The organism is Streptomyces sp. NPDC019937, assembly GCF_040631655.1.
In the GTDB taxonomy this organism is placed as follows: Bacteria; Actinomycetota; Actinomycetes; order Streptomycetales; family Streptomycetaceae; genus Streptomyces.
This window is the reverse complement of sequence record NZ_JBEYAL010000009.1, coordinates 225059-243590: the sequence shown is the minus strand read 5'-3', so window position 1 is coordinate 243590 and position 18532 is coordinate 225059. Positions and strand designations below refer to the sequence as shown.

Here is an 18532-nt window from a genome sequence, read left to right as displayed (position 1 = left end):
CCCCGCGCTCGTCGCACGCAGCGCCGCTGCGCTCTCCTCACGCGGGTTGCGATGCACCGCACCAGACGCCGCTCGCTGATCCGGCCTGATCCACACGACACCCCCTAAGCCCTCAGGGAGCCCGTCATGGCATTGGCGACATCCACGAAACTCGGTGCCCCCAGCCCGGCCACCACCCGGCCCGTGCTCCGGGTGCGGCGCAGGCCCTCGCCCGGCCGGGTCATCGCCTGGGTCCTCATGGGCGGGATCATGGTGGTCACGCTCTTCCCCTTCTACTGGATCCTGCGCACCGCGCTGTCCTCCAACCCCGCGCTCGCCGCCCACCCCTCCTCCCTGCTGCCGGTCGACATCAACCTGGGCGGCTTCGCCCGGGTCTTCGGCCTCCAGAGCACCAAGGACGCCCTCGCCCAGGGCGGCTCGGGCGGCAGCCTCGACTTCTGGCGCTACCTGCTCAACTCGCTGTTCGTCTCCACCCTGGTCACCGGCTGCCAGGTCCTGTTCTCCGCCATGGCCGCCTACGCCTTCGCCCGCCTGCGATGGCGCGGCCGGGACACCGTGTTCGGGCTGGTGCTCGCCGGGCTCATGGTGCCCGCCGTCTTCACCCTGCTGCCGAACTTCGTCCTCATCAAGCAGCTCGGCCTGGTCGACAGCCTGCTGGGCATCGCGCTGCCCACGATGTTCATGACACCGTTCGCCGTCTTCTTCCTCCGTCAGTTCTTCATGAACATCCCCGCGGAGATCGAGGAGGCCGCGCTGCTGGACGGGGCGGGGAAGGTGCGGGTCTTCTTCCGGGTCATCCTGCCCATGGCAGGCGCGCCCATCGCCACCCTCGCCGTCCTCACCTACATGACGTCCTGGAACGACTACTTCTGGCCCCTCATGGTGTCGTACAGCGACAGCTCCCGGGTGCTCACCGTCGCGCTGAGCGTCTTCCGCGCCCAGTCGCCGCAGACCGGGATGGACTGGGCCGGGCTGATGTCGGCGACGCTGGTCGCCGCGCTTCCGATGCTCCTGCTGTTCGCCGCCTTCGCCCGGCGCATCGTCAACTCCGTCGGCTTCACCGGAATCAAGTAGGAGGCAGCGATGGCAACGGCACGAAACCTCCGCGCCCTCCGCGGCGCCGTCGCGCTCGGCGGAGCCGCCGCGCTCACCCTCGCGGCGGGCTGCGCGCCCCAGGGCTCCACATCGGTCTCCGCGCAGCGGACCGTCAGCTACTGGCTCTGGGACGCCAATCAGCTGCCCGCCTACCAGGGCTGCGCCAGGGACTTCGAGAAGAAGAACCCCGGGCTCGATGTCAAGATCACCCAGGTGGGCTGGGACGACTACTGGACCAAGCTCACGGCCGCGTTCATCGCGGACACCGCGCCCGACGTCTTCACCGACCACGTCTCGAAGTTCGCCCAGTTCGCCGACCTCGGCGTGCTCGCCCCGCTCGACGAACTGCCCGCCACCAAGGGCATCAAGAACGCCGACTACCAGCCCGGCCTCGGCGCCTCGTGGATCGGCCGGGACGGCCACCGCTACGGCGCCCCGAAGGACTGGGACACCGTCGCCCTCTTCTACAACAAGAAGATGACCAAGGCCGCCGGGGTCTCCGCCCAGGATCTCAACTCGCTCGCCTGGAATCCCCGGGACGGCGGCACCTTCGAGAAGACCATCGCCCATCTCACCGTCGACCGGAACGGGGTCCGGGGCGACGAGCCGGGGTTCGACAAGCACCACGTACGCACCTATGGCCTGGCCACGAATGACGCGGGCCATGCCGACGGCCAGACCCAGTGGAGCCCCTTCACCGGCTCGGCCGGCTGGCACTACACCAACAAGCGGCAGTGGGGCGATCACTACAACTACGACCAGCCCGTCTTCAAGAACGCCATCCGCTGGTATTTCGGGCTCGCGAAGAAGGGATACCTCGCACCGTTCACGGACTTCTCCGAGTCCAACGGCCCCGAGGTACAGCTGGGTTCGGGCAGGGCCGCCATCGCGATGCACGGCTCCTGGATGATCTCCACGTTCGCCGGGCTGAAGGGCATCGACGTCGGCACCGCCCTGACCCCTGTCGGTCCGTCCGGCCACCGCGCCACCATGATGAACGGCCTCGCCGACTCCATCAGCAAACACGCGAAGAACAAGGAGGGCGCCCAGAAGTGGGTGGCCTATCTCGCCTCGAGCGCGTGCCAGAAGACGGTCGGTGAGCACCGCGTCGTCTTCCCCGCGACCAAGGCGGGCACGGCAGCGGCCGTCGCCGCGTACAAGAAGGAAGGCATCGATACCACCGCCTTCACCAAGCCGGTCGCCGACCGCACCACCTTCCCCTTCCCCGTCACCGACTACGCCGCCGACATCGACGCCCTGATGAGCCCGGCGATTCAGGACATCTACGCCAACGGGGCGTCCGTCTCCGGCGTGCTCGACCGCACCAACGAGCAGATCAACTTCCTCTTCGACCAGGACGACCACTCCTGATGAAAGGGCACTCCATGCCGTTCACCCTTGGCATCGTCGGCGCCGGGCAGTTCGCCGGCCAGTTCGCCAAGCTCTTCCAGGCCCACCCGGGCGTCGGGGACGTCACCGTCACCGATCTGCTGCCCGAGCGCGCGGACCGGCTGGTCTCCCAGTACGGGCTGGCCGGGACCCACCCCACGTTCGAGGCCATGCTGGAATCCGACGTGGACGCCGTCGCGCTGTTCACCCAGCGCTGGACCCACGGCCCCCTCGTCGTCCGGGCCCTGCGCGCCGGGAAGCACGTCTACTCCGCCGTGCCGATGGCCGTCAGCGAGGAGGAGATCGCCGCCATCGTCGAGGCCGTCAAGGAGACCGGGCTGACGTACATGATGGGCGAGACCAGCCAGTACAACCCGGCCACCGTCTACGCCCGGCAGAAGATCGCCGAGGGCGGCTTCGGGCGGCTCTTCTACGCCGAGGGCGACTACGTCCACGACATGGACCTCGGCTTCTACGAGGCGTACCAGTACAGCGGCGGCGAGCACTGGAAGTCCACCGCGAGCTATCCGCCGCTGCTCTACCCCACCCACTCGGTCGGCGGGGTGCTGGGCGCGTGGCAGACGCACGCGGTGAGCGTGTCCGCGATCGGCGTCCGGGACGAGCGGGGGGACGGCGTCTTCGACAAGGAGGTCAGCCAGTTCGACAACGACTTCTCCAATGCGACCGCGCTCTTCGAGGCCGCCGGGGGCGGGTCGTTCCGCATCAACGAGTTCCGGCGGGTGGGTTACCCCTCCCACATCCGCGAGTCGCGGTTCCGCTTCTTCGGCACCGAGGGCAGTCTCGAGCAGCTCGCCACCGTCAGCTTCTGGCAGGACAAGAAGGGCGTGCAGGACGTCTCCGCGTACCTCCAGCCCGCGCCGACCCTGTCCGCCGACGATCCGTCGCTCGCCGAGGTCGCCCCCGCGCTGCGGGACGCCTTCACCTCGGGCAGCGCTCCCGTGCACGACCGGTCGCGGTTGCCGAAGGAGTTCGCCGAGCTGCCCAACGGGCACGAGGGCAGCCACCACTTCCTCGTCCACGACTTCGTCACTGCCGTCACCAACCGCACCCTGCCCACGGTCAACGCGTGGGTCGCGGCCCGCTACACCCTGCCGGGCATCGTCGCCCACCGCTCCGCGCTCCAGGGCGGCGCCCGACTGGAGATACCGGACTTCGGGGACGCCCCCGCGTAACCGGGTCACGGTCAGCCGGACCGTCCGGGGGGACCGCCCACCCTCCGGCGGTCCGGCCGTATAGCTTGATCCTCATGGACATCGGTGATGTGGTCGAGGACTTCGAACTTCCGGACGAGAGCGGCACCACCCGCACCCTGAGCGGGCTGCTCGCCAACGGCCCGGTGGTGCTGTTCTTCTATCCGGCGGCCTTCACGCCCGGCTGCACGAAGCAGGCCTGCCACTTCCGCGACATCGCGGCGGAGTTCAGGGAGCTGGGCGCCGAACCGGTCGGCATCAGCGCCGACGCGGTCGAGAAGCAGGCGGAGTTCGCCCGCGCCTACTCCTTCGGCTATCCGCTGCTGTCGGATCCGGAAGGGACGGTACGGGAGCGGTTCGGGGTGAAGCGCGGTATCGCGGCCGTACCGACCAAGCGGGTCACCTTCGTGATCGACACCGACCGCCGGGTGCTGGAGGTCGTCAAGAGCGAGTTCCGGATGGGGGTGCACGCGGACCGGGCGCTCGACGCGCTCCGGCGCCGGGCGGCGTAGCGAGCCAGGCTCGAAAACACTTGCACGGACGGTGCCTCGCGCCGCCCGGCAAACCTTGGTGAGATCTCTAGCAAGCGCTTGCCGAGCGGCGTAGGGTCGGGCCGCCCGACCCTACGCCCCGCCCACGCCGCACGCGCCGAGCCGAGGAGCCCGACATGAGACGCGCCGGTACCGCACTACTGGCCGCCACCGCCTGCCTCGCCCTGCTGCCCGGCGCCCCGGCGTGGGCCGATACCCCCGGACACCACCCCGGCCACGCCCTCCGGAACTGCACCGGCACCGCCCCCATCACCTGCCACGTCGATGTCGCCCCGGGGACGTACGACGTCACGGCCGTCCTCGGCGGCGCCGACCCCGGCAGCACCACCGTGACCGCCGAGTCGCGGCGCACGCTGCTGCCCGCGACGCCGACCGCCGCCCGGCAGCGGCTGACGAGGACCTTCACCGTCAATGTGCGCGAGCCGGAAGGAGAGCCGACCGGGCCGAGCGGATCCCCCGGGCTCGACCTCTCCTTCGGCGGCGACGCGCCCCGCCTCGCCGGTCTGCGGGTCACCGCGAGCCGCCGGACACAACTCTTCCTCGCCGGGGACTCGACCGTCTGCGACCAGATCGCCGCCCCGTACACGGGCTGGGGGCAGCAGCTCCCGCAGTTCTTCCGCGGCGGTCTCGCGGTCGCCAACTACGCCGACTCCGGCGAGAGTTCCGGCTCCTTCCTCGCCGACCCCCGGCTCTTCCCCACCATGCGGCCACTGATCCGCAAGGGCGACACCGTCCTGATCCAGTTCGCCCACAACGACAAGCAGACCACCGCCGCCGACTACCGCGCCCACCTCACCGCGCTGCTCGACGGGGTACGGGCACGCGGCGGCGAGCCCGTCCTCGTCACGCCCATCGTGCGCCGCTGGTTCAATGACGACGGCACCCTCGACAACGCCACCGCGCTGCACATCAACGGCCTCGGCGTGAACCTGCCCGACGAGATGCGCGCCCTCGCCGCCGAGCAGCGCGTCCCCCTCATCGACCTCACCGCCCTCACCCGGCAGCTGGTGGAACGGCTCGGCCCCGAGGGCTCCAAGGCGCTGTACCTCACCGATGAGGCCCGGGACAACACCCACACCTCCGCCCACGGCGCCACCGAATTCGCCCGGCTCGTGCTCGGCGAGCTGCGCGCGCAAGCCCTCGTTCCCGGCGGGGTGATCCGGTGACGCACCCTCAGGGGACCCTCGGGCCCCACCCCTTCCCACTGCCCGCCGAGGACCGCGCCACCAGCCCGTACACCGGCTGGACCCGGGCCCACTGGGAGGCAGCCGCCGACGGGCTGCTCGCCGCCGTCGCCCCGTACGCCACTCCCGGCCGGGCCCTCTACCAGCTGCCGGGCCTCCGGCCGAGCTGGTCGGGCGTCCGCTCCGACGGGCTCGAAGGGTTCGCCCGCACCTTCCTGCTGGCCGCGTTCCGCGTCGCGGGGGCGCGCGGTGCCGACCCGCACGGCCTGCTGGAGCGGTACGCGGACGGGTTCGCCACCGGCACCCGGCGGCCCGGCGGCGACGGCCCCGAGGACTGGCCCCGGATCGCCGACCGCAGCCAGCCGCTGGTCGAATCCGCCTCGATCGCGCTCGGGCTGCGGATCACCCGCCCCTGGCTGTGGGACCGGCTGGACGACGGCGTGCGCCGGCGCGTGGGCGCCTGGCTCACGGACGCGCTCACCGCCACCCCCGTGCCCACCAACTGGGAGCTGTTCCCGGTGGCCGTCGGCGGCTTCCTCGCCGAGGCGGACGTGGAACCGGAGGCCGCCCGCGCCGCCGTATCCCGGGGACTTGCGCGCATCGAGCCCTGGTACACCGGCGACGGCTGGTACAGCGACGGCGCGAACCGCGCCTTCGACTACTACAACGGCTGGGCCCTGCACCTCTATCCGGCCCTGGAGGCATGGCTGTCCGGCGACACCGAGCGGCTCGCCCGCTATGGGCAGCGGCTGGCCGCCCATCTCGCCGACTACGCCCACCTCTTCGGCGGCGACGGCGCCCCGCTCCACCAGGGCCGCTCGCTCATCTACCGGTTCGCGGCCGCCGCGCCGCTGTGGCTGGGCGCCCTCACCGGGCACACCCCGCTCACCCCCGGCACCACCCGCCGTCTCGCCTCCGGCGCCCTGGGCTACTTCCTCGACCGGGGCGCGGCCTCCGGCAACGGGCTGCTGTCACCCGGCTGGCACGGCCGGTACGAGGCCCTGGCCCAGCCATACTCCGGCCCCGCGTCCCCCTACTGGGCCGCCAAGGGCTTCCTCGGGCTGCTGCTCCCGGAGGACCACGCCGTGTGGACGGCGCGCGAGGAGCCGGGCCCCGCCACCGCGGGCCACGACGGCACGCGCGCGATCAACGGCCCGAACTGGCTGCTCCAGTCCACCGCCGCCGACGGCCTGGTACGCCTCCACAACCACGGCAGCGAACACCTGCCGCCGCCCGGCGACCCCGACCAGGACGACCCGTACTACGCCCGGCTCGCCTACTCCACGGCCACCGGCCCCGTCCCGTACGGCGCCGCGCCCGACAACCACTTCGGCCTGCTGAACGGCGACCGCGCCTCCCTGCGGACCCGGCTGGAGCCCCTGGGCACGGGCGAGGGCTGGGCCGCCTCCCGCCATCGCGCCCGGGTGGTGGGGGAGGAGCGGCCGGATGAGGTCCGGATCACCGGCCTGGTGCTGGCGCACGGCGCGGCGGAGGTCCGCGTCCACCTGGTGGCGGGCGCGGCCCCGGGCCACGCCGTACGCCAGACCGGCTGGGCGGTCCCGGAGAGGGGCCTGCGCTCCGAACTCCTGCCGCTGCACGGCCTGCTGACGGCCGACCCGCTGCCCGCCGCCGCCACGGCCTTCACCGGCCGGGCCGTGGCCCCCGCCCTCACCGGCGAGACCACCGGCGGCGCGGCCGGTGATCTGTTCGTCTGCCTGGCCCGGCTGACGGCCGAACCGGACCCGCCCGCGCTGGGGACGCTGGCCCGCGTGGACGTGGCGCCCGCCGACGGCGGCTACGAGGTCCGGGTCACCTGGTGGGACGGCGCCGCCTACCGCGCCCATCTGTCGGCGGACGCGGTACGGGTCGACCCCTCGATCCCGGCGCCGGTCAGCCGAAGCTGACCCGCTCCAGCCAGAAGTCGAGCAGCTTCGCGTCGCCGAGGACCTCGACGGCCCCGCCGTGCGCGGGGCGCCGCTTGTAGACGAGCAGCAGCAGCTCGGTCAGCGGCCCCCGCACCGCGACGGCCGCCTTCTCGTGCGCCCGGCGCCAGGCGATGACCTCCCCGGTGAGGTCGACCACCCACTCCGCGTGCGCCTCCGGCGCGGTGTCGGTGGCGTGGAAGTGGAGGGTGCGGCCGGGGCCGAGCAGCTCGCGCATCCAGGGGTGGACCTCGAAGTGGAACGGCAGCGAGCCCAGCTCCATCCACTCGTCCAGGGCGTCGAGCGCCACCTCCTGCTGAAGCGTGAACTCCGCGCCGAGGGCGAGGATCGCGTCGGCCCGGTGCAGAGCCGTCTCATGGACGAACCGGCGGGCGAAGAACGCCGCGTTCCCCCCGGGCACCGGCGTCCACATCCGTGCGTCCGGCCCGGCCTCCCGCAGCGCCTCCGCCAGCTCCGCCGCGCCCTCGGTGAGCCACGGCCCGACCACGGCCGGGTCCTCGTCGGCGTACGGGGACAGATCGCGGAAGTGGTCGTCGGACAGCGCCTCGGTGGCCCGCGCCCGCACCATGTCCGCGGCCCAGCGCTGGCCGCCGCCGAGGTGCCGCAGCAGCTGGCCCACGTTCCAGCCGGGGCAGGACGGCACCGGCACCGTCAGATCGGCGCCCTCGATCGAGGAGGTCAGCAGCCGGGTCTGCGCGACGATCTCGGAACACAGCCGTTCATAGCTCAGAAGAGTCATGACATCACGGTAGAGGTCACCACTGACAACGGCCCGCGATCAGCGGCTATGCGGCGGGGGCGGGCGGCAGCGTCCCCCCGAGGCGTTCGGACAGGGCCTTCACGGAGGCGAGGAGGCTCTCCCCGATCTCGGCGACGCGCTCCCGGGTGACGCGGGAGGCGGGCCCGGAGACGCTGATCGCGGTGGCGACCGCCCCGTTGTGGTCGAAGACCGGCGCCGCGACGCAGCGGATCTCCTCCTCGTTCTCCACGTCGTCGATCGCGTACCCCCGCTCCCGCACGGCGGCGAGTTCGGCGCGCAGCCGCTCGGCGGTGGTGATGGTGGACGGGGTGCGGGGCGGCATGCCCCGCGCGATCACCTGGTCCACCACGGCGTCCGAGGCGTAGGCGAGAAACGCCTTGCCGACGGCGGTGCAGTACGCGGGCTGACGGCTGCCGATGCGTGAATGCATGCGCACCGGCTGGGGACTTTCGACCTTGTCGATGTAAACGATCTCCGGTGGATCGAAGACCACCAAGTGGACCGTTTCCCCTATGCCTTCGACGAGTTCGTGCAAATGCGGGGCGGCCGTTTCCCTGAAGTCCAGCCGCTCCAAATAGACTTGGCCGAGGAAGGCGTTCTGCGGCCCCAGCCTATAGCGCCCGCTTTCGGCGTCCTGGTCCACCAGGCGCACCTCCCGCAGCGGTGCCAGCAGCCGCAGGATGGTGCTCTTGCTCAAGGCCAGGCCCTCGGCCAGATCGGTGAGCGTCAGGCCGCGCGGATGTCCGCGGTCCTCGGCCAGGAACATCACGATGGACAGCGCCCGGCGCAGCGAGGACGAGGTGTTGCGGCCAGGTCCGGGCCCGGCGGGCCGGTCGTCCTGGCCGCTGTGCGGGGTGCCCGGCCGAGAAGTCATGCCGGGAAGGTAGCCGACCTGGTGGATTTTGCATAGCAGCACTGAATGCCGCAATTTGAAATCAGCCATTGACGGCCTTGACCGGCTCGGCTAGCTTGTGCGCACCAATTACGGAATTCGATTCTGCAATGCAGAATCCCCCGGGCTCGACGGTCATCGGCGATCGCGGCCTCGATGATCTCTCCCGCTCTTGCCGACCCCGAAGGGAATCCCGCCATGGGACGACGACGCCCTCATGCCCGAAGACTGGCCGCGATCTCCGTGAGCGCGCTCGCCGCCACCTCCCTCCTCGCCGCCTGCTCCTCCAGCCAGAGCCCGGCCGCCCAGGCGCAGAACTCCACCCTGCAGAAGGTGACCCGCAGCGGCACCCTGCGGGTGGCCAGCTGTCTGACGTTCCCGCCCTTCGGGTCGACGGACAAGGCCAACAAGCCCCAGGGCTTCGACGTCGATGTCGCCAAGGCCATGGCCACGGCACTGGGCGTCAAGGCGAAGATCGTCGACACCACCTCCGCCAACCGCATCCCCAATCTGCGCACGCACAAGGTGGACGCCGTGATCTGCAACTTCACCACCACCGCCGAGCGCGCGAAGCAGGTCGCCTTCAGCGATCCGTACATCGTCGCCGGTGAGGTGCTGATGGTGAAGAAGTCCAGTCACATCGCGAGCCTGAAGGACCTCTCGGGCAAGAAGGTGGCGGTCACCAAGGGCTCCACCAACGGGGCCGCCGTGAAGGACGGCAACCCGAAGGCACAGATCCAGGAGTACGACACCTCGGCCGCCGCCGTGCTCGCGGTCAAGCAGGGCCAGGCCGACGCCATGGTCGAGGACTCCAACTTCCTCAACTACCAGGCCAAGTCCGACCCCTCCCTCAAGGTCACCAAGGTCTCCGTCGTACCGCTGGAGTACAACGCGATCGGCGTGGGCCAGGGCGACCCCGACTGGTTGCAGTGGATCAACACCTGGCTGCGGGAGTTCAACACCTCCGGCCAGAACGCGGCGCTGTACAAGAAGTGGTTCGGCGTCAAGCCCGTCTATCCCCTCAACCCGTCCTACTGAAAAAGCCCTGCCCGGCGGCGGCCGTCCTACTGAGCCCTGCCGGGCGGCGGCACCCCCGCCGCCGCTCCCGTGGAGGAACCCCATGTTCGCCGACTGGACCTACGCCCTCCAGGACTGGCCCACCTACCTCGCCGCGGCCTGGCTGACCCTGAAACTGTCCCTCGCCGCCTTCGTCCTCGCCTGCGCCCTCGGGCTGCTGGGCGCCTCCGCCCGCCGGTCGCGGCACGCCCTCGTCCGCGCCCCGGCCGCCGCGTACGTCGAGGTCATCCGCAACACCCCGGTGCTGCTCCAGATGTTCGTCGCCTACTTCGCCCTGCCCTCGGCCGGGCTGCGCCTCAGCCCCGTCCAGGCGGGCATCGCGGCCCTCGGCCTCAACGTCGGCGCGTACCTCACCGAGATCTTCCGGGCCGGCATCCAGGCCGTCCCCGGCGGCCAGCGGGAGGCCTCCCGCGTGCTGGCCCTCAGCCCCTTCCGGACTCATCTGCATGTCGTCCTCCCGCAGGCGCTGCGCAACGTCTACCCGGCCGTGGTCAACCAGCTCGTCCAGATCATCCTGGGCTCGTCCCTGCTCTCGGCCATCTCCGTCCCCGAACTCACCGGGACCGCCATGGTGATCAACTCCCGCAATCTGCTCACCATCCAGGTCTTCGGCATCGCCGCCGTGCTCTACCTGGTGCTCACCAACGCGGTCGTGCTGGTGGCGGAGCTGATCGGCCGCGCGGCCTTCAAACCGCCCCTGCGCCCGATCCGCACCCGCCAGTCGGTCCTGGCCGGTCTGCGGAGCGCGGCCCGCCGCCTCGTCCTGGTCCGCAAGGAGGCGTGATGGACTGGTCGGTCCTGTGGTCCAACAAGGACCTGTACGGCTCCGGGCTGTGGGCCACCGTCGAGCTGTCCGCCGCGGCCATCGCCGCCTGCACCGTGCTCGGCCTGCTCGTCGCGGCCGTCCGCACCAGCCGGATCCCCGTCCTGGCCCAGCTCGCCCGCTGCTACCTGGAGGTCTTCCGGGGCACCCCGCTGCTGGTCCAGATGCTCTTCATCTACTTCGGCGCCGCCTATCTCAACATCGGCGACATCTCCGTCTTCGGCGCCGCCCTCCTCGCGCTCACCCTCTTCCAGGGCGCCTACGTCGCGGAGATCTTCCGCTCCGGCATCGAGGCCGTACCGCGCGGCCAGTGGGAGGCGGCGCGGGTCCTGGGCCTGACCCGCGCCCAGACCTTCGGGTCGGTCATCCTCCCGCAGACCCGGGCCATCGTGCTGCCCCCGCTGGTGGGCCAGTACCTCTCGCTCGTCAAGGACACCTCGATCGCCGTCGTCATCGGCTACGCGGAACTCCTCCGCGAGGGCCAGGCCATCGTCGACCGGGACGGCCACCCGGGCGTGACGTACCTGGCCATCGCCGTCCTGTACTTCGTCATCTGTTCCCCGCTGTCGGTCGTCGTCCGGCGCATGGAGAGAAAGGCCGTGACCGCCTGATGATCACCAAGTCCCCCATGGAGCGGACCCCCGCCACCACCGCCCAGGTCGCCCTGTCCGGCGTGCACAAGCGCTTCGGCGACCTGGAGGTCCTCAAGGGCGTCGACATCGAGGTCGGCGCCGGCGAGGTCGTGGTGCTCATCGGAGCCAGCGGCTCCGGCAAGAGCACCCTGCTGCGCATCATGTGCGACCTGGAGCGCGCCGACAGCGGAGAGGTCTGGGTCAACGGAGTCCCGCTGCACGACTGCAGGCGCGCCCCCGAGATCTTGGGCCACGTCGGCATGGTCTTCCAGCAGTTCAACCTGTTCCCGCACCGCACCGCGCTGGGCAATGTGACCCTCGCGCTGCTGAAGGTACGGAAGACCGGCCGCAAGGAGGCCGAGGAGCGGGGCCGGGAGGTGCTGGCCCGGGTCGGGCTCGCCGACAAGGCGGACGCCTACCCGGCCCAGCTGTCCGGCGGCCAGCAGCAGCGCGTGGCCATCGCCCGCGCGCTCGCCATGGACCCCGCCGTCATGTTCTTCGACGAACCCACCTCAGCCCTCGACCCGGAGCTGGTCGGCGAGGTCACCGGCGTCATGCGGTCCCTGGCCGACGAGGGCATGACCATGGTGGTCGTCACCCACGAGATGCGGTTCGCCCGGGACACCGCCGACCGGGTGGTCTTCATGGACGGCGGTGTCGTCCTCGAACAGGGCACGCCCGAGCGCGTCTTCGGCAACCCGGCCGAGGCCCGTACCCAGCAGTTCCTGCACCGGGTGCTGGAGACCTGACCCCGGCCGGCCCGCTCAGCCCAGCGGGGAGAAGGTGAACGAGAACTCCGCCGGGGCCGCGTGCAGCCGGTACGGCTCCAGCACCCCCGGCCCGCAGGACTGGCTGCCGAGGCCCTGCTGGCCGTGGTCGAGGTTGACCCACACCGTGTCGGGCGAGGCGACCAGGTCGGGGGTGTGCTCGGCCGCGTCCAGCTGCTCCGAGGTCCAGCGGCGGGCCGTGAACCAGAACGGCGGGTGGCCCTCGACGCGCAGGCCCGTGCCGTCCGGGCCGGTCAGCCGCGCCCAGCGCACATCGGCTCGCGCCCCGTTCTCCTGCGGCCGCACGTACGGCGTCTGCAGCTCGTCCACCGGCAGGGCCCAGCGCCCCAGCCGGGAGGCGGCCCGGGTGTCCGGGTACGCCTCGCCGGGGCCGCCGCCGAACCACTCCGCGGCGTCCAGCTCGGCCGGCACCCCGAGCCGTACGCCCAGCCGGGGCAGCGGGCAGGTCCACGTGCCGAGCGGGGTGACGGACACGGCCAGCCGCAGCCGGTCGCCCTCCGCCGTCCACCGGTAGACCGCCGTCAGCCCGATGTCGGTCGCCGCGGGGGCGACCCGGACACGGACGGTCAGCGCCCGGTCCGCGAGGTCCACCGTGTCGACCCGGTGCTGCAGCCGGTGCAGACCCAGCTTCCGCCAGATCAGCCCGTAGCGCTCGTCGGGCTGCCAGTACGCGCCGTTGTCGTTGTCGGTGGGGGCCCGCCAGATGTCGAGCCGGGGGCCGGTGAGCGTGAGCCCGCCGAGTTCGATCAGGGCGCCGGTGGCGGCGTCGAAGGTGCCCGGGCCGAGGGTGATCCGGTCCCCGTCGCGGCGCGGCGCCAGCGCCTCCGCCGTGGCGGCGGGGGCGGCGGCCACACCGGGCAGCTGGGCCCAGGCCACCAGGTGCCCCGCCTCGCCCCACGCCGTCGCCGCGGCGAGCCGCGCCTCGACCGTCCAGCGGGTCTCCTCGCCCGCCGCGGTGGCCTCGGGCGCGGGCAGCTTGAGGTCGGCGGACTCGCCGGGGGCCAGCGGCGGCACCGTCAGCCCACCGGAGCCGACCGTCACGCCCTCGGCCTCGTAGGTCCAGGTGAAGGCGAGGTGGGACAGGTCGGTGAAGTCGTGGCCGTTGGTGATCCGGACCGTCCCCGAAGACCCGTCGCCCTCGATCCGCACCGGCTCGATGACCTTCTTGTACTCGGCCAGCCCCGGGGACGGGGTGCGATCGGGGAAGAGGAGCCCGTCGCAGACGAAGTTGCCGTCGTGCAGCTCCTCGCCGAAGTCCCCGCCGTACGCGTAATAGCGCGTGCCGTTCGGCGTGTACCGGGCGAAGCCGTGGTCGATCCACTCCCACACGAACCCGCCCTGCAGCCGCTCATGCGTCTCGAACAGCCGCTGGTACTCACTCAGTCCGCCCGGCCCGTTGCCCATGGCGTGCGCGTACTCGCACTGGATGAACGGCAGGGCCCGGCGCCGCGCGTCCAGCGCCGCGTCGCCCCACGGCGCCTCCGTCCGCGTGCCGATCTGCGCGACCTCCTCGTGAGGCGCGTACATCCGGGAGTAGATCCCGGTGTCGGCGCAGGACAGATCGCCCTCGTAGTGGATCACCCGGGACGCATCGCGCTCCCGGATCCAGTTGGCCATCGCGGACAGCCCCCGCCCGGTGCCGCACTCGTTGCCGAGCGACCACATCACGATCGACGGGTGGTTCTTGTCGCGCTCGACCATCCGGGCCGCCCGGTCGATCAGCGCGGGGGTCCAGCGGTCGTCGTCGACCGGGTTGTTCCGCCAGTCCAGGTCGACGAAGCCATGGGTCTCCAGGTCGCATTCGTCGATGACCCACAGCCCCAGCTCGTCGCACAGGTCGAGGAAGGCGGGGTGCGGCGGATAGTGGCTGGTGCGCACGGCGTTGATGTTGTGCCGCTTCATCAGCTCCAGATCGCGGCGCATGGTCGCCAGGTCCAACGCGCGGCCCGTCTCCGGGTGGAACTCATGCCGGTTGACGCCCCGGAACAGCACCCTCCGGCCGTTGACCTTGAACACGCCGTCCTCGACCACGACCGTACGGAAACCGATCCGGAAGGAGACGGTCTCGCCCGCGGTGGTCAGCGTGCCCTCGTACAGCCGCGGCGTCTCCGCCGTCCACGGCTCGACGGCCACGGTGGCGCTCTCCCCGGTGGCCAGGTCGAGCCCCAGCTCGGGCACGGTGACCCGGCCGCCGCCCGGCTCCGCGTCGACCCGCAGCGTGCCCGCGCCGCTGAGGTGGTCGTACGAGGCGTGCACGAAGAAGTCGGTCACGGCCTCCGCCGGGCGGTGCTCCAGCGTCACCTCGCGGAAGATCCCCGGCAGCCACCACTGGTCCTGGTCCTCCAGATAGCTGCCGGAGGACCACTGGTGCACGCGCACCGCCAGCACGTTCCCCGACGGCTTCAGCAGCCTCCCGACCGCGAACTCGTGCGGCAGCCGGCTGCCCTTGAACGTGCCCAGCTCCTCCCCGTTGAGCCAGACCCGGGCGCAGGACTCCACGCCCTCGAAACGCAGCACCGCGTCCCCGCCGTCCGGCCAGTCGCCGGGCAGGTCGAAGACGCGCAGATGGTCACCGGTCGGGTTCTCCGTGGGCACCCTGGGCGGGTCCACCGGGAACGGGTAGTTCACATTGGTGTAGATCGGCGCGCCGTGACCGTGCAGCACCCAGTGCGCGGGCACCGGGATCTCGCCCCAGCCGGAGGCGTCGTAGCCCGGGCGGGCGAAGGAGTCGTCCTCGGTGCCCGCGGTCGGCGACAGCCGGAACGCCCAGGTGCCGCCGAGGCTCAGCCGGGCGGCGTCGGAGCCGGGGGCCCAGGCGCGCGGCGGCAGGCATCCGGTGCCGGGGGAGACGTCCTCGTAGTAGGGAAGCGGCGGTGTGTGCGCGCGCGAGCTCATCGACTCTCCTCGGTCAGCCCTTGATACCGGTCTGTGCCACACCCTGCACGAGCCAGCGCTGCAGGAACACGAAGACGAGCACAAGTGGCAGGATCGATACGGCGGTTGCCATGAAGATCAGGTGGATGTTGATCGTCTGTGCGGTCATGTACGAGGACAGCGCGACCTGCACGGTCCACGAGCTCTGATCCTGGCCGATCACCAGGGGCCACAGGAAGGCGTTCCAGCCACTGATGAACGTGATGACCGAGATCGCCGCGAAGAAGTTGAGCGAATTGGGCACGACGATGCGCCAGTACGCGCCCCAGTAGCCCAGCCCGTCGACCCGGGCCGCCTCCTCCAGCTCCTTGGGGAACCCCAGGAAGTACTGGCGGAAGAGGAACGCGGTGAAGCCGCTGAACAGGCCCGGGATGATCAGGCCGCGCAGCGAGGAGACCCAGCCCAGGGACGACACCAGCACATAGCTCGGCACGAAGGTCACCGCCGCCGGGACCATGAGGGTGAACAGGACCGTGTACAGCACCTTGTTGGCGTGCTTGTACGGGATGCGGGCCAGGCCGTATCCGGCCAATGAGCACACCAGCAGGGTCCCCAGGGTGTGCAGCACGGCCACCACGGTGGAGTTCCACAGCGCCTGGGCGAACGGCACGGACGGGTCGTCGAACAGCTCCTTGACGTTCCCCCACCGCAGGTCGGTGGGGAAGAACGTCCAGTCCTCGCCGGTGATGTCCGGGTCGGTGGACAGGGCATTGCGGATGATCAGATAGAAGGGGACGAGGAAGAGCAGCGTCGCGACGCCGAGCGCGACGTACAGCCCGGTGCTGCTCATGACGGAGCGCGCGGTGCGCTTCTTGACCATGGCGGGCCTGGGCGCCGTGACGGTCACCTGTCGTCACCCCTTCCGAAGCCGAGGAACTTGCCCTGGGCCAGGGTGACCATGGCGATCAGCAGGGCGAGGATGAGGGCGCCCGCGCTGGCGTGCCCGTAGTCCTGGTTGGCGCCGAGCGCCTGGAGGTACAGCTCGACCAGCGGCGGCCTGCCCCAGGTGGCGCGGCCCTCGTCGAGGATGTTGTAGAACTCGTCGAACGCCTGGTAGGCCGCGATGAGCAGCAGCAGGACGACCGCGACCGAGGTGGCGCGCAGCTGCGGCAGGGTGATGTGGCGGAACGTCTGCCAGCCGGACTTGGCGCCGTCCACGGCCGCCGCCTCGTACAGCTCGCGCGGGATGTTCTGCAGCGCGGCCAGGAAGAGGATCATGTAGAACCCGCACTGGAGCCACAGCCGGGCGGTGCAGATCACCAGCCAGTACCAGGGCGGATGGGGCGAGGCGAGCCAGGCGACGGAGTCGACGCCGAACCAGCTCAAGACGGTGTTGACCATGCCGTAGCGCAGCCCGCTGAACATCGACATCTTCCAGACCAGCGAGGCCACGACGAAGCTGCACGCGGTCGGCAGGAAGAACACCGAGCGGAAGAACGCCTTCATGAAGCGGATGCGGTGCACCAGCAGCGCGAGGGCGAGGGAGAGCGCGTAGGTGATCGGGACGATGATCGCGGCGAAGATCGTGAAGTTGATCAGGCTGTCCACGAAGTCGCCGTCGCTGAGCATGTCGGCGTAGTTGCCGAGGCCGACGAACTCGGTGGGAGCGACGGTGCCCTTCGCGTTGTACAGGCTGAGCCAGAGGCTCCAGCCGATCGGTACATAGACGAAGATGATCAGCCCGATGAGGAACGGGCCGGTGAACAGCCAGAAGTTGAGGGTGCGGCCGCGGCTGCCGCCGAGTCCGCGCGGCCGTCGCCCGGCGGGGGCCGCTTTGCGGGGCGCGCGGCCGGGGGCTGCGCTCTGGGTGGGGGTGGTGGTCGCCATGTCAGTTCCGGACCCGCCGGCCTAGCCGAGCTTCTTCAGCTCGCGCTCGATCTTCTTGTCGGCCTTGTCGAGTTCGGCGGCGGGGTTCTTGCTGTCCCGCACCGAGTTGACCACCGCGTCGAGCACGATGTTGAACATGCCCTCGGTCCAGTACGGGTCGTCGAAGACGCCGTGGCTGTTGAACAGCTCGACCGCCTCGGCCGCGACCCCGCTCTTGAGCTTGTCCGCCCCGGCGGCGATGCTCTTGCGCGCGGGAATGTGGAACCCGTAGTCCAGGGCCCATTCCTGCTGGTACTTCTTCTGCTCGATCCACAGCCACTTGACGAATTCCTTGGCCCCGTCGACGTCCTTGGCCTTGGCCGATACGTAGGTGGACCAGCCGCCGTTGTAGACCACCGGGCGGCCCTTGCCGCCGGACTTGGGGAAGGGGAAGATCCCGAAGTCGTCGCCGAACGCCTTCTGGATCGCCGGTATCGCCCATATCCCGCACCACTGGATCGCGCACAGCCCCTGGACGAAGCTGGTCGGGTCCCAGGTCTCGGTCGGGGCGCCCAGCAGCAGCGACTTGCTCTTGTACAGCTCCCGCGCCTTGGTGAGGGTCTGCTCCAGCTCATCGGTGTGGTACGCGATCTTGTGGTCCTCGGTGAGGTAGTGCGTGCCGTTGGACCAGACGAGCGGCTTGCTGATGGTCTTCAGGTTCTGGCCGATGTACAGGCCCTTGACCTTCCCCTTGGTCAGTTTGTGCGCGATGTCGATCAGTTCGTCGAACGTGGTGGGCGGCTTGACCCCGGCGTCCTCGAAGAGGGACTTGCGGTAGAAGAAGAACTGCGGGTCGTCGATCATGCGGATGCCGTAGATCTTTCCGTCCACGGAATTCGCCGTGAGGTCCTGCGGCAGGAAGTCGTCCTTGACGTCGGCGATGACGTCGTCGAGCGGGACGATCTGCTTCGAGCGCACCAACTGCAGATCGGGGTGGTACTCGAAGACGTCCGGGCGGCCCGAACCCAGCAGGGAGGTCGCCAGCTTGGACTCGTACTCGCCCGGCACCCATTCGATGGTGACCTTCGCCTTGTCGTAGGCGTCGGCGAACTTCTTGGCGGCCTGCTGGGTGCCCGGCTCCCCGTAGGCGTGGTACATCTGCTTGATCGACTTGCCGTCGCCGCCGGCGCGGCCGGTGTTCGAACCACAGGCGGCGAGCCCGCCCAGGGCGGCCACCCCGCCGACGGCGCGCAGCACGCTGCGGCGGTCCCAGTCCCTGGCGTCCCTGGCTCTGTTCATTGCCGACATCTGGCGTCCTTGTCTCGGATCACGATCACGGTTCACGGCCAAGTGCGTTGGTGCAGCGGGACGTTAGCCATAGACGAAGACTTCGGCAAGGGGTTGGACGAAGTGCCCGGGGGGAGTTCCGGGGCGGTTCGAGCGTTCG

The 18532-nt window shown here is 70.7% G+C and carries 16 protein-coding genes; 10 read left to right on the top strand and 6 right to left on the bottom strand.

The window, feature by feature from the left end; translation table 11 throughout:
- Positions 1 to 126 precede the first annotated feature (126 nt).
- The 6 genes from ABZ562_RS11995 (at position 127) to ABZ562_RS11970 (ending at position 7334) form a co-directional block, all read left to right on the top strand.
- The gene (locus tag ABZ562_RS11995) at positions 127 to 1074 is read left to right on the top strand and encodes a carbohydrate ABC transporter permease (protein ID WP_361476863.1); all 948 of its coding nucleotides are present in this window, start codon (positions 127 to 129) and stop codon (positions 1072 to 1074) included.
- Between the two features lie 9 nt (positions 1075 to 1083).
- Positions 1084 to 2466 (top strand): sugar ABC transporter substrate-binding protein, encoded by a 1383-nt coding sequence (locus ABZ562_RS11990; protein ID WP_361476861.1) that lies wholly within the window; start codon positions 1084 to 1086, stop codon positions 2464 to 2466.
- A gap of 14 nt (positions 2467 to 2480) precedes the next feature.
- Positions 2481 to 3677, top strand: a complete 1197-nt coding sequence (locus ABZ562_RS11985) for a Gfo/Idh/MocA family oxidoreductase (RefSeq protein ID WP_361476859.1) — start codon at positions 2481 to 2483, stop codon at positions 3675 to 3677.
- Positions 3678 to 3751: 74 nt separating this feature from the next.
- Positions 3752 to 4207 (top strand): peroxiredoxin, encoded by a 456-nt coding sequence (locus tag ABZ562_RS11980; protein WP_361476857.1) that lies wholly within the window; start codon positions 3752 to 3754, stop codon positions 4205 to 4207.
- Between the two features lie 155 nt (positions 4208 to 4362).
- The gene (locus tag ABZ562_RS11975) at positions 4363 to 5412 is read left to right on the top strand and encodes a rhamnogalacturonan acetylesterase (protein ID WP_361476855.1); all 1050 of its coding nucleotides are present in this window, start codon (positions 4363 to 4365) and stop codon (positions 5410 to 5412) included.
- On the top strand, positions 5409 to 7334 hold the full coding sequence (locus ABZ562_RS11970) for a DUF2264 domain-containing protein (RefSeq protein WP_361476853.1): 1926 nt from the start codon (positions 5409 to 5411) through the stop codon (positions 7332 to 7334). The genes ABZ562_RS11975 and ABZ562_RS11970 overlap by 4 nt, the downstream gene beginning before the upstream one ends.
- Here ABZ562_RS11970 and ABZ562_RS11965 read toward each other — a convergent pair.
- Both ABZ562_RS11965 and ABZ562_RS11960 read right to left on the bottom strand, forming a co-directional pair.
- Entirely contained in the window at positions 7321 to 8112 is a 792-nt protein-coding gene (locus ABZ562_RS11965) for a maleylpyruvate isomerase family mycothiol-dependent enzyme (RefSeq protein ID WP_361476851.1), read from the bottom strand. The genes ABZ562_RS11970 and ABZ562_RS11965 overlap by 14 nt on opposite strands.
- Before the next feature lie 46 nt (positions 8113 to 8158).
- Positions 8159 to 9007, bottom strand: a complete 849-nt coding sequence (locus ABZ562_RS11960) for an IclR family transcriptional regulator (protein ID WP_361476849.1) — start codon at positions 9005 to 9007, stop codon at positions 8159 to 8161.
- Positions 9008 to 9223: 216 nt separating this feature from the next.
- On the opposite strand from ABZ562_RS11960, the gene ABZ562_RS11955 reads away from it, so the two are divergent.
- From ABZ562_RS11955 to ABZ562_RS11940, 4 genes are all read left to right on the top strand, one after another.
- Positions 9224 to 10063, top strand: a complete 840-nt coding sequence (locus ABZ562_RS11955; protein WP_361476847.1) for a transporter substrate-binding domain-containing protein — start codon at positions 9224 to 9226, stop codon at positions 10061 to 10063.
- An 82-nt stretch (positions 10064 to 10145) separates the two neighbouring features.
- On the top strand, positions 10146 to 10886 hold the full coding sequence (locus tag ABZ562_RS11950) for an amino acid ABC transporter permease (RefSeq protein ID WP_361476845.1): 741 nt from the start codon (positions 10146 to 10148) through the stop codon (positions 10884 to 10886).
- A complete protein-coding gene (locus ABZ562_RS11945; RefSeq protein ID WP_361476843.1) occupies positions 10886 to 11536 on the top strand; it encodes an amino acid ABC transporter permease in 651 nt (216 codons plus the stop codon). Before ABZ562_RS11950 ends, ABZ562_RS11945 begins: the two co-directional genes overlap by 1 nt.
- Positions 11536 to 12306 carry an amino acid ABC transporter ATP-binding protein gene (locus ABZ562_RS11940; RefSeq protein ID WP_361476841.1) on the top strand — a complete coding sequence of 257 codons (771 nt, stop codon included), beginning with the start codon at positions 11536 to 11538 and terminating at the stop codon, positions 12304 to 12306. The genes ABZ562_RS11945 and ABZ562_RS11940 overlap by 1 nt, the downstream gene beginning before the upstream one ends.
- Positions 12307 to 12321: 15 nt before the next feature.
- Here ABZ562_RS11940 and ABZ562_RS11935 read toward each other — a convergent pair whose 3' ends face one another.
- Genes ABZ562_RS11935 through ABZ562_RS11920 form a run of 4 tightly spaced genes read right to left on the bottom strand, consistent with a single transcriptional unit; the run spans position 12322 to position 18384 of the window.
- A complete protein-coding gene (locus ABZ562_RS11935) occupies positions 12322 to 15240 on the bottom strand; it encodes a glycoside hydrolase family 2 TIM barrel-domain containing protein (RefSeq protein ID WP_361476839.1) in 2919 nt (972 codons plus the stop codon).
- A gap of 13 nt (positions 15241 to 15253) precedes the next feature.
- Positions 15254 to 16099, bottom strand: a complete 846-nt coding sequence (locus ABZ562_RS11930; protein ID WP_361476889.1) for a carbohydrate ABC transporter permease — start codon at positions 16097 to 16099, stop codon at positions 15254 to 15256.
- 23 nt (positions 16100 to 16122) lie between these two features.
- A complete protein-coding gene (locus ABZ562_RS11925; RefSeq protein WP_361476837.1) occupies positions 16123 to 17106 on the bottom strand; it encodes a sugar ABC transporter permease in 984 nt (327 codons plus the stop codon).
- A 21-nt stretch (positions 17107 to 17127) separates the two neighbouring features.
- A complete protein-coding gene (locus ABZ562_RS11920; RefSeq protein ID WP_361476835.1) occupies positions 17128 to 18384 on the bottom strand; it encodes a sugar ABC transporter substrate-binding protein in 1257 nt (418 codons plus the stop codon).
- Positions 18385 to 18532 lie beyond the last annotated feature (148 nt).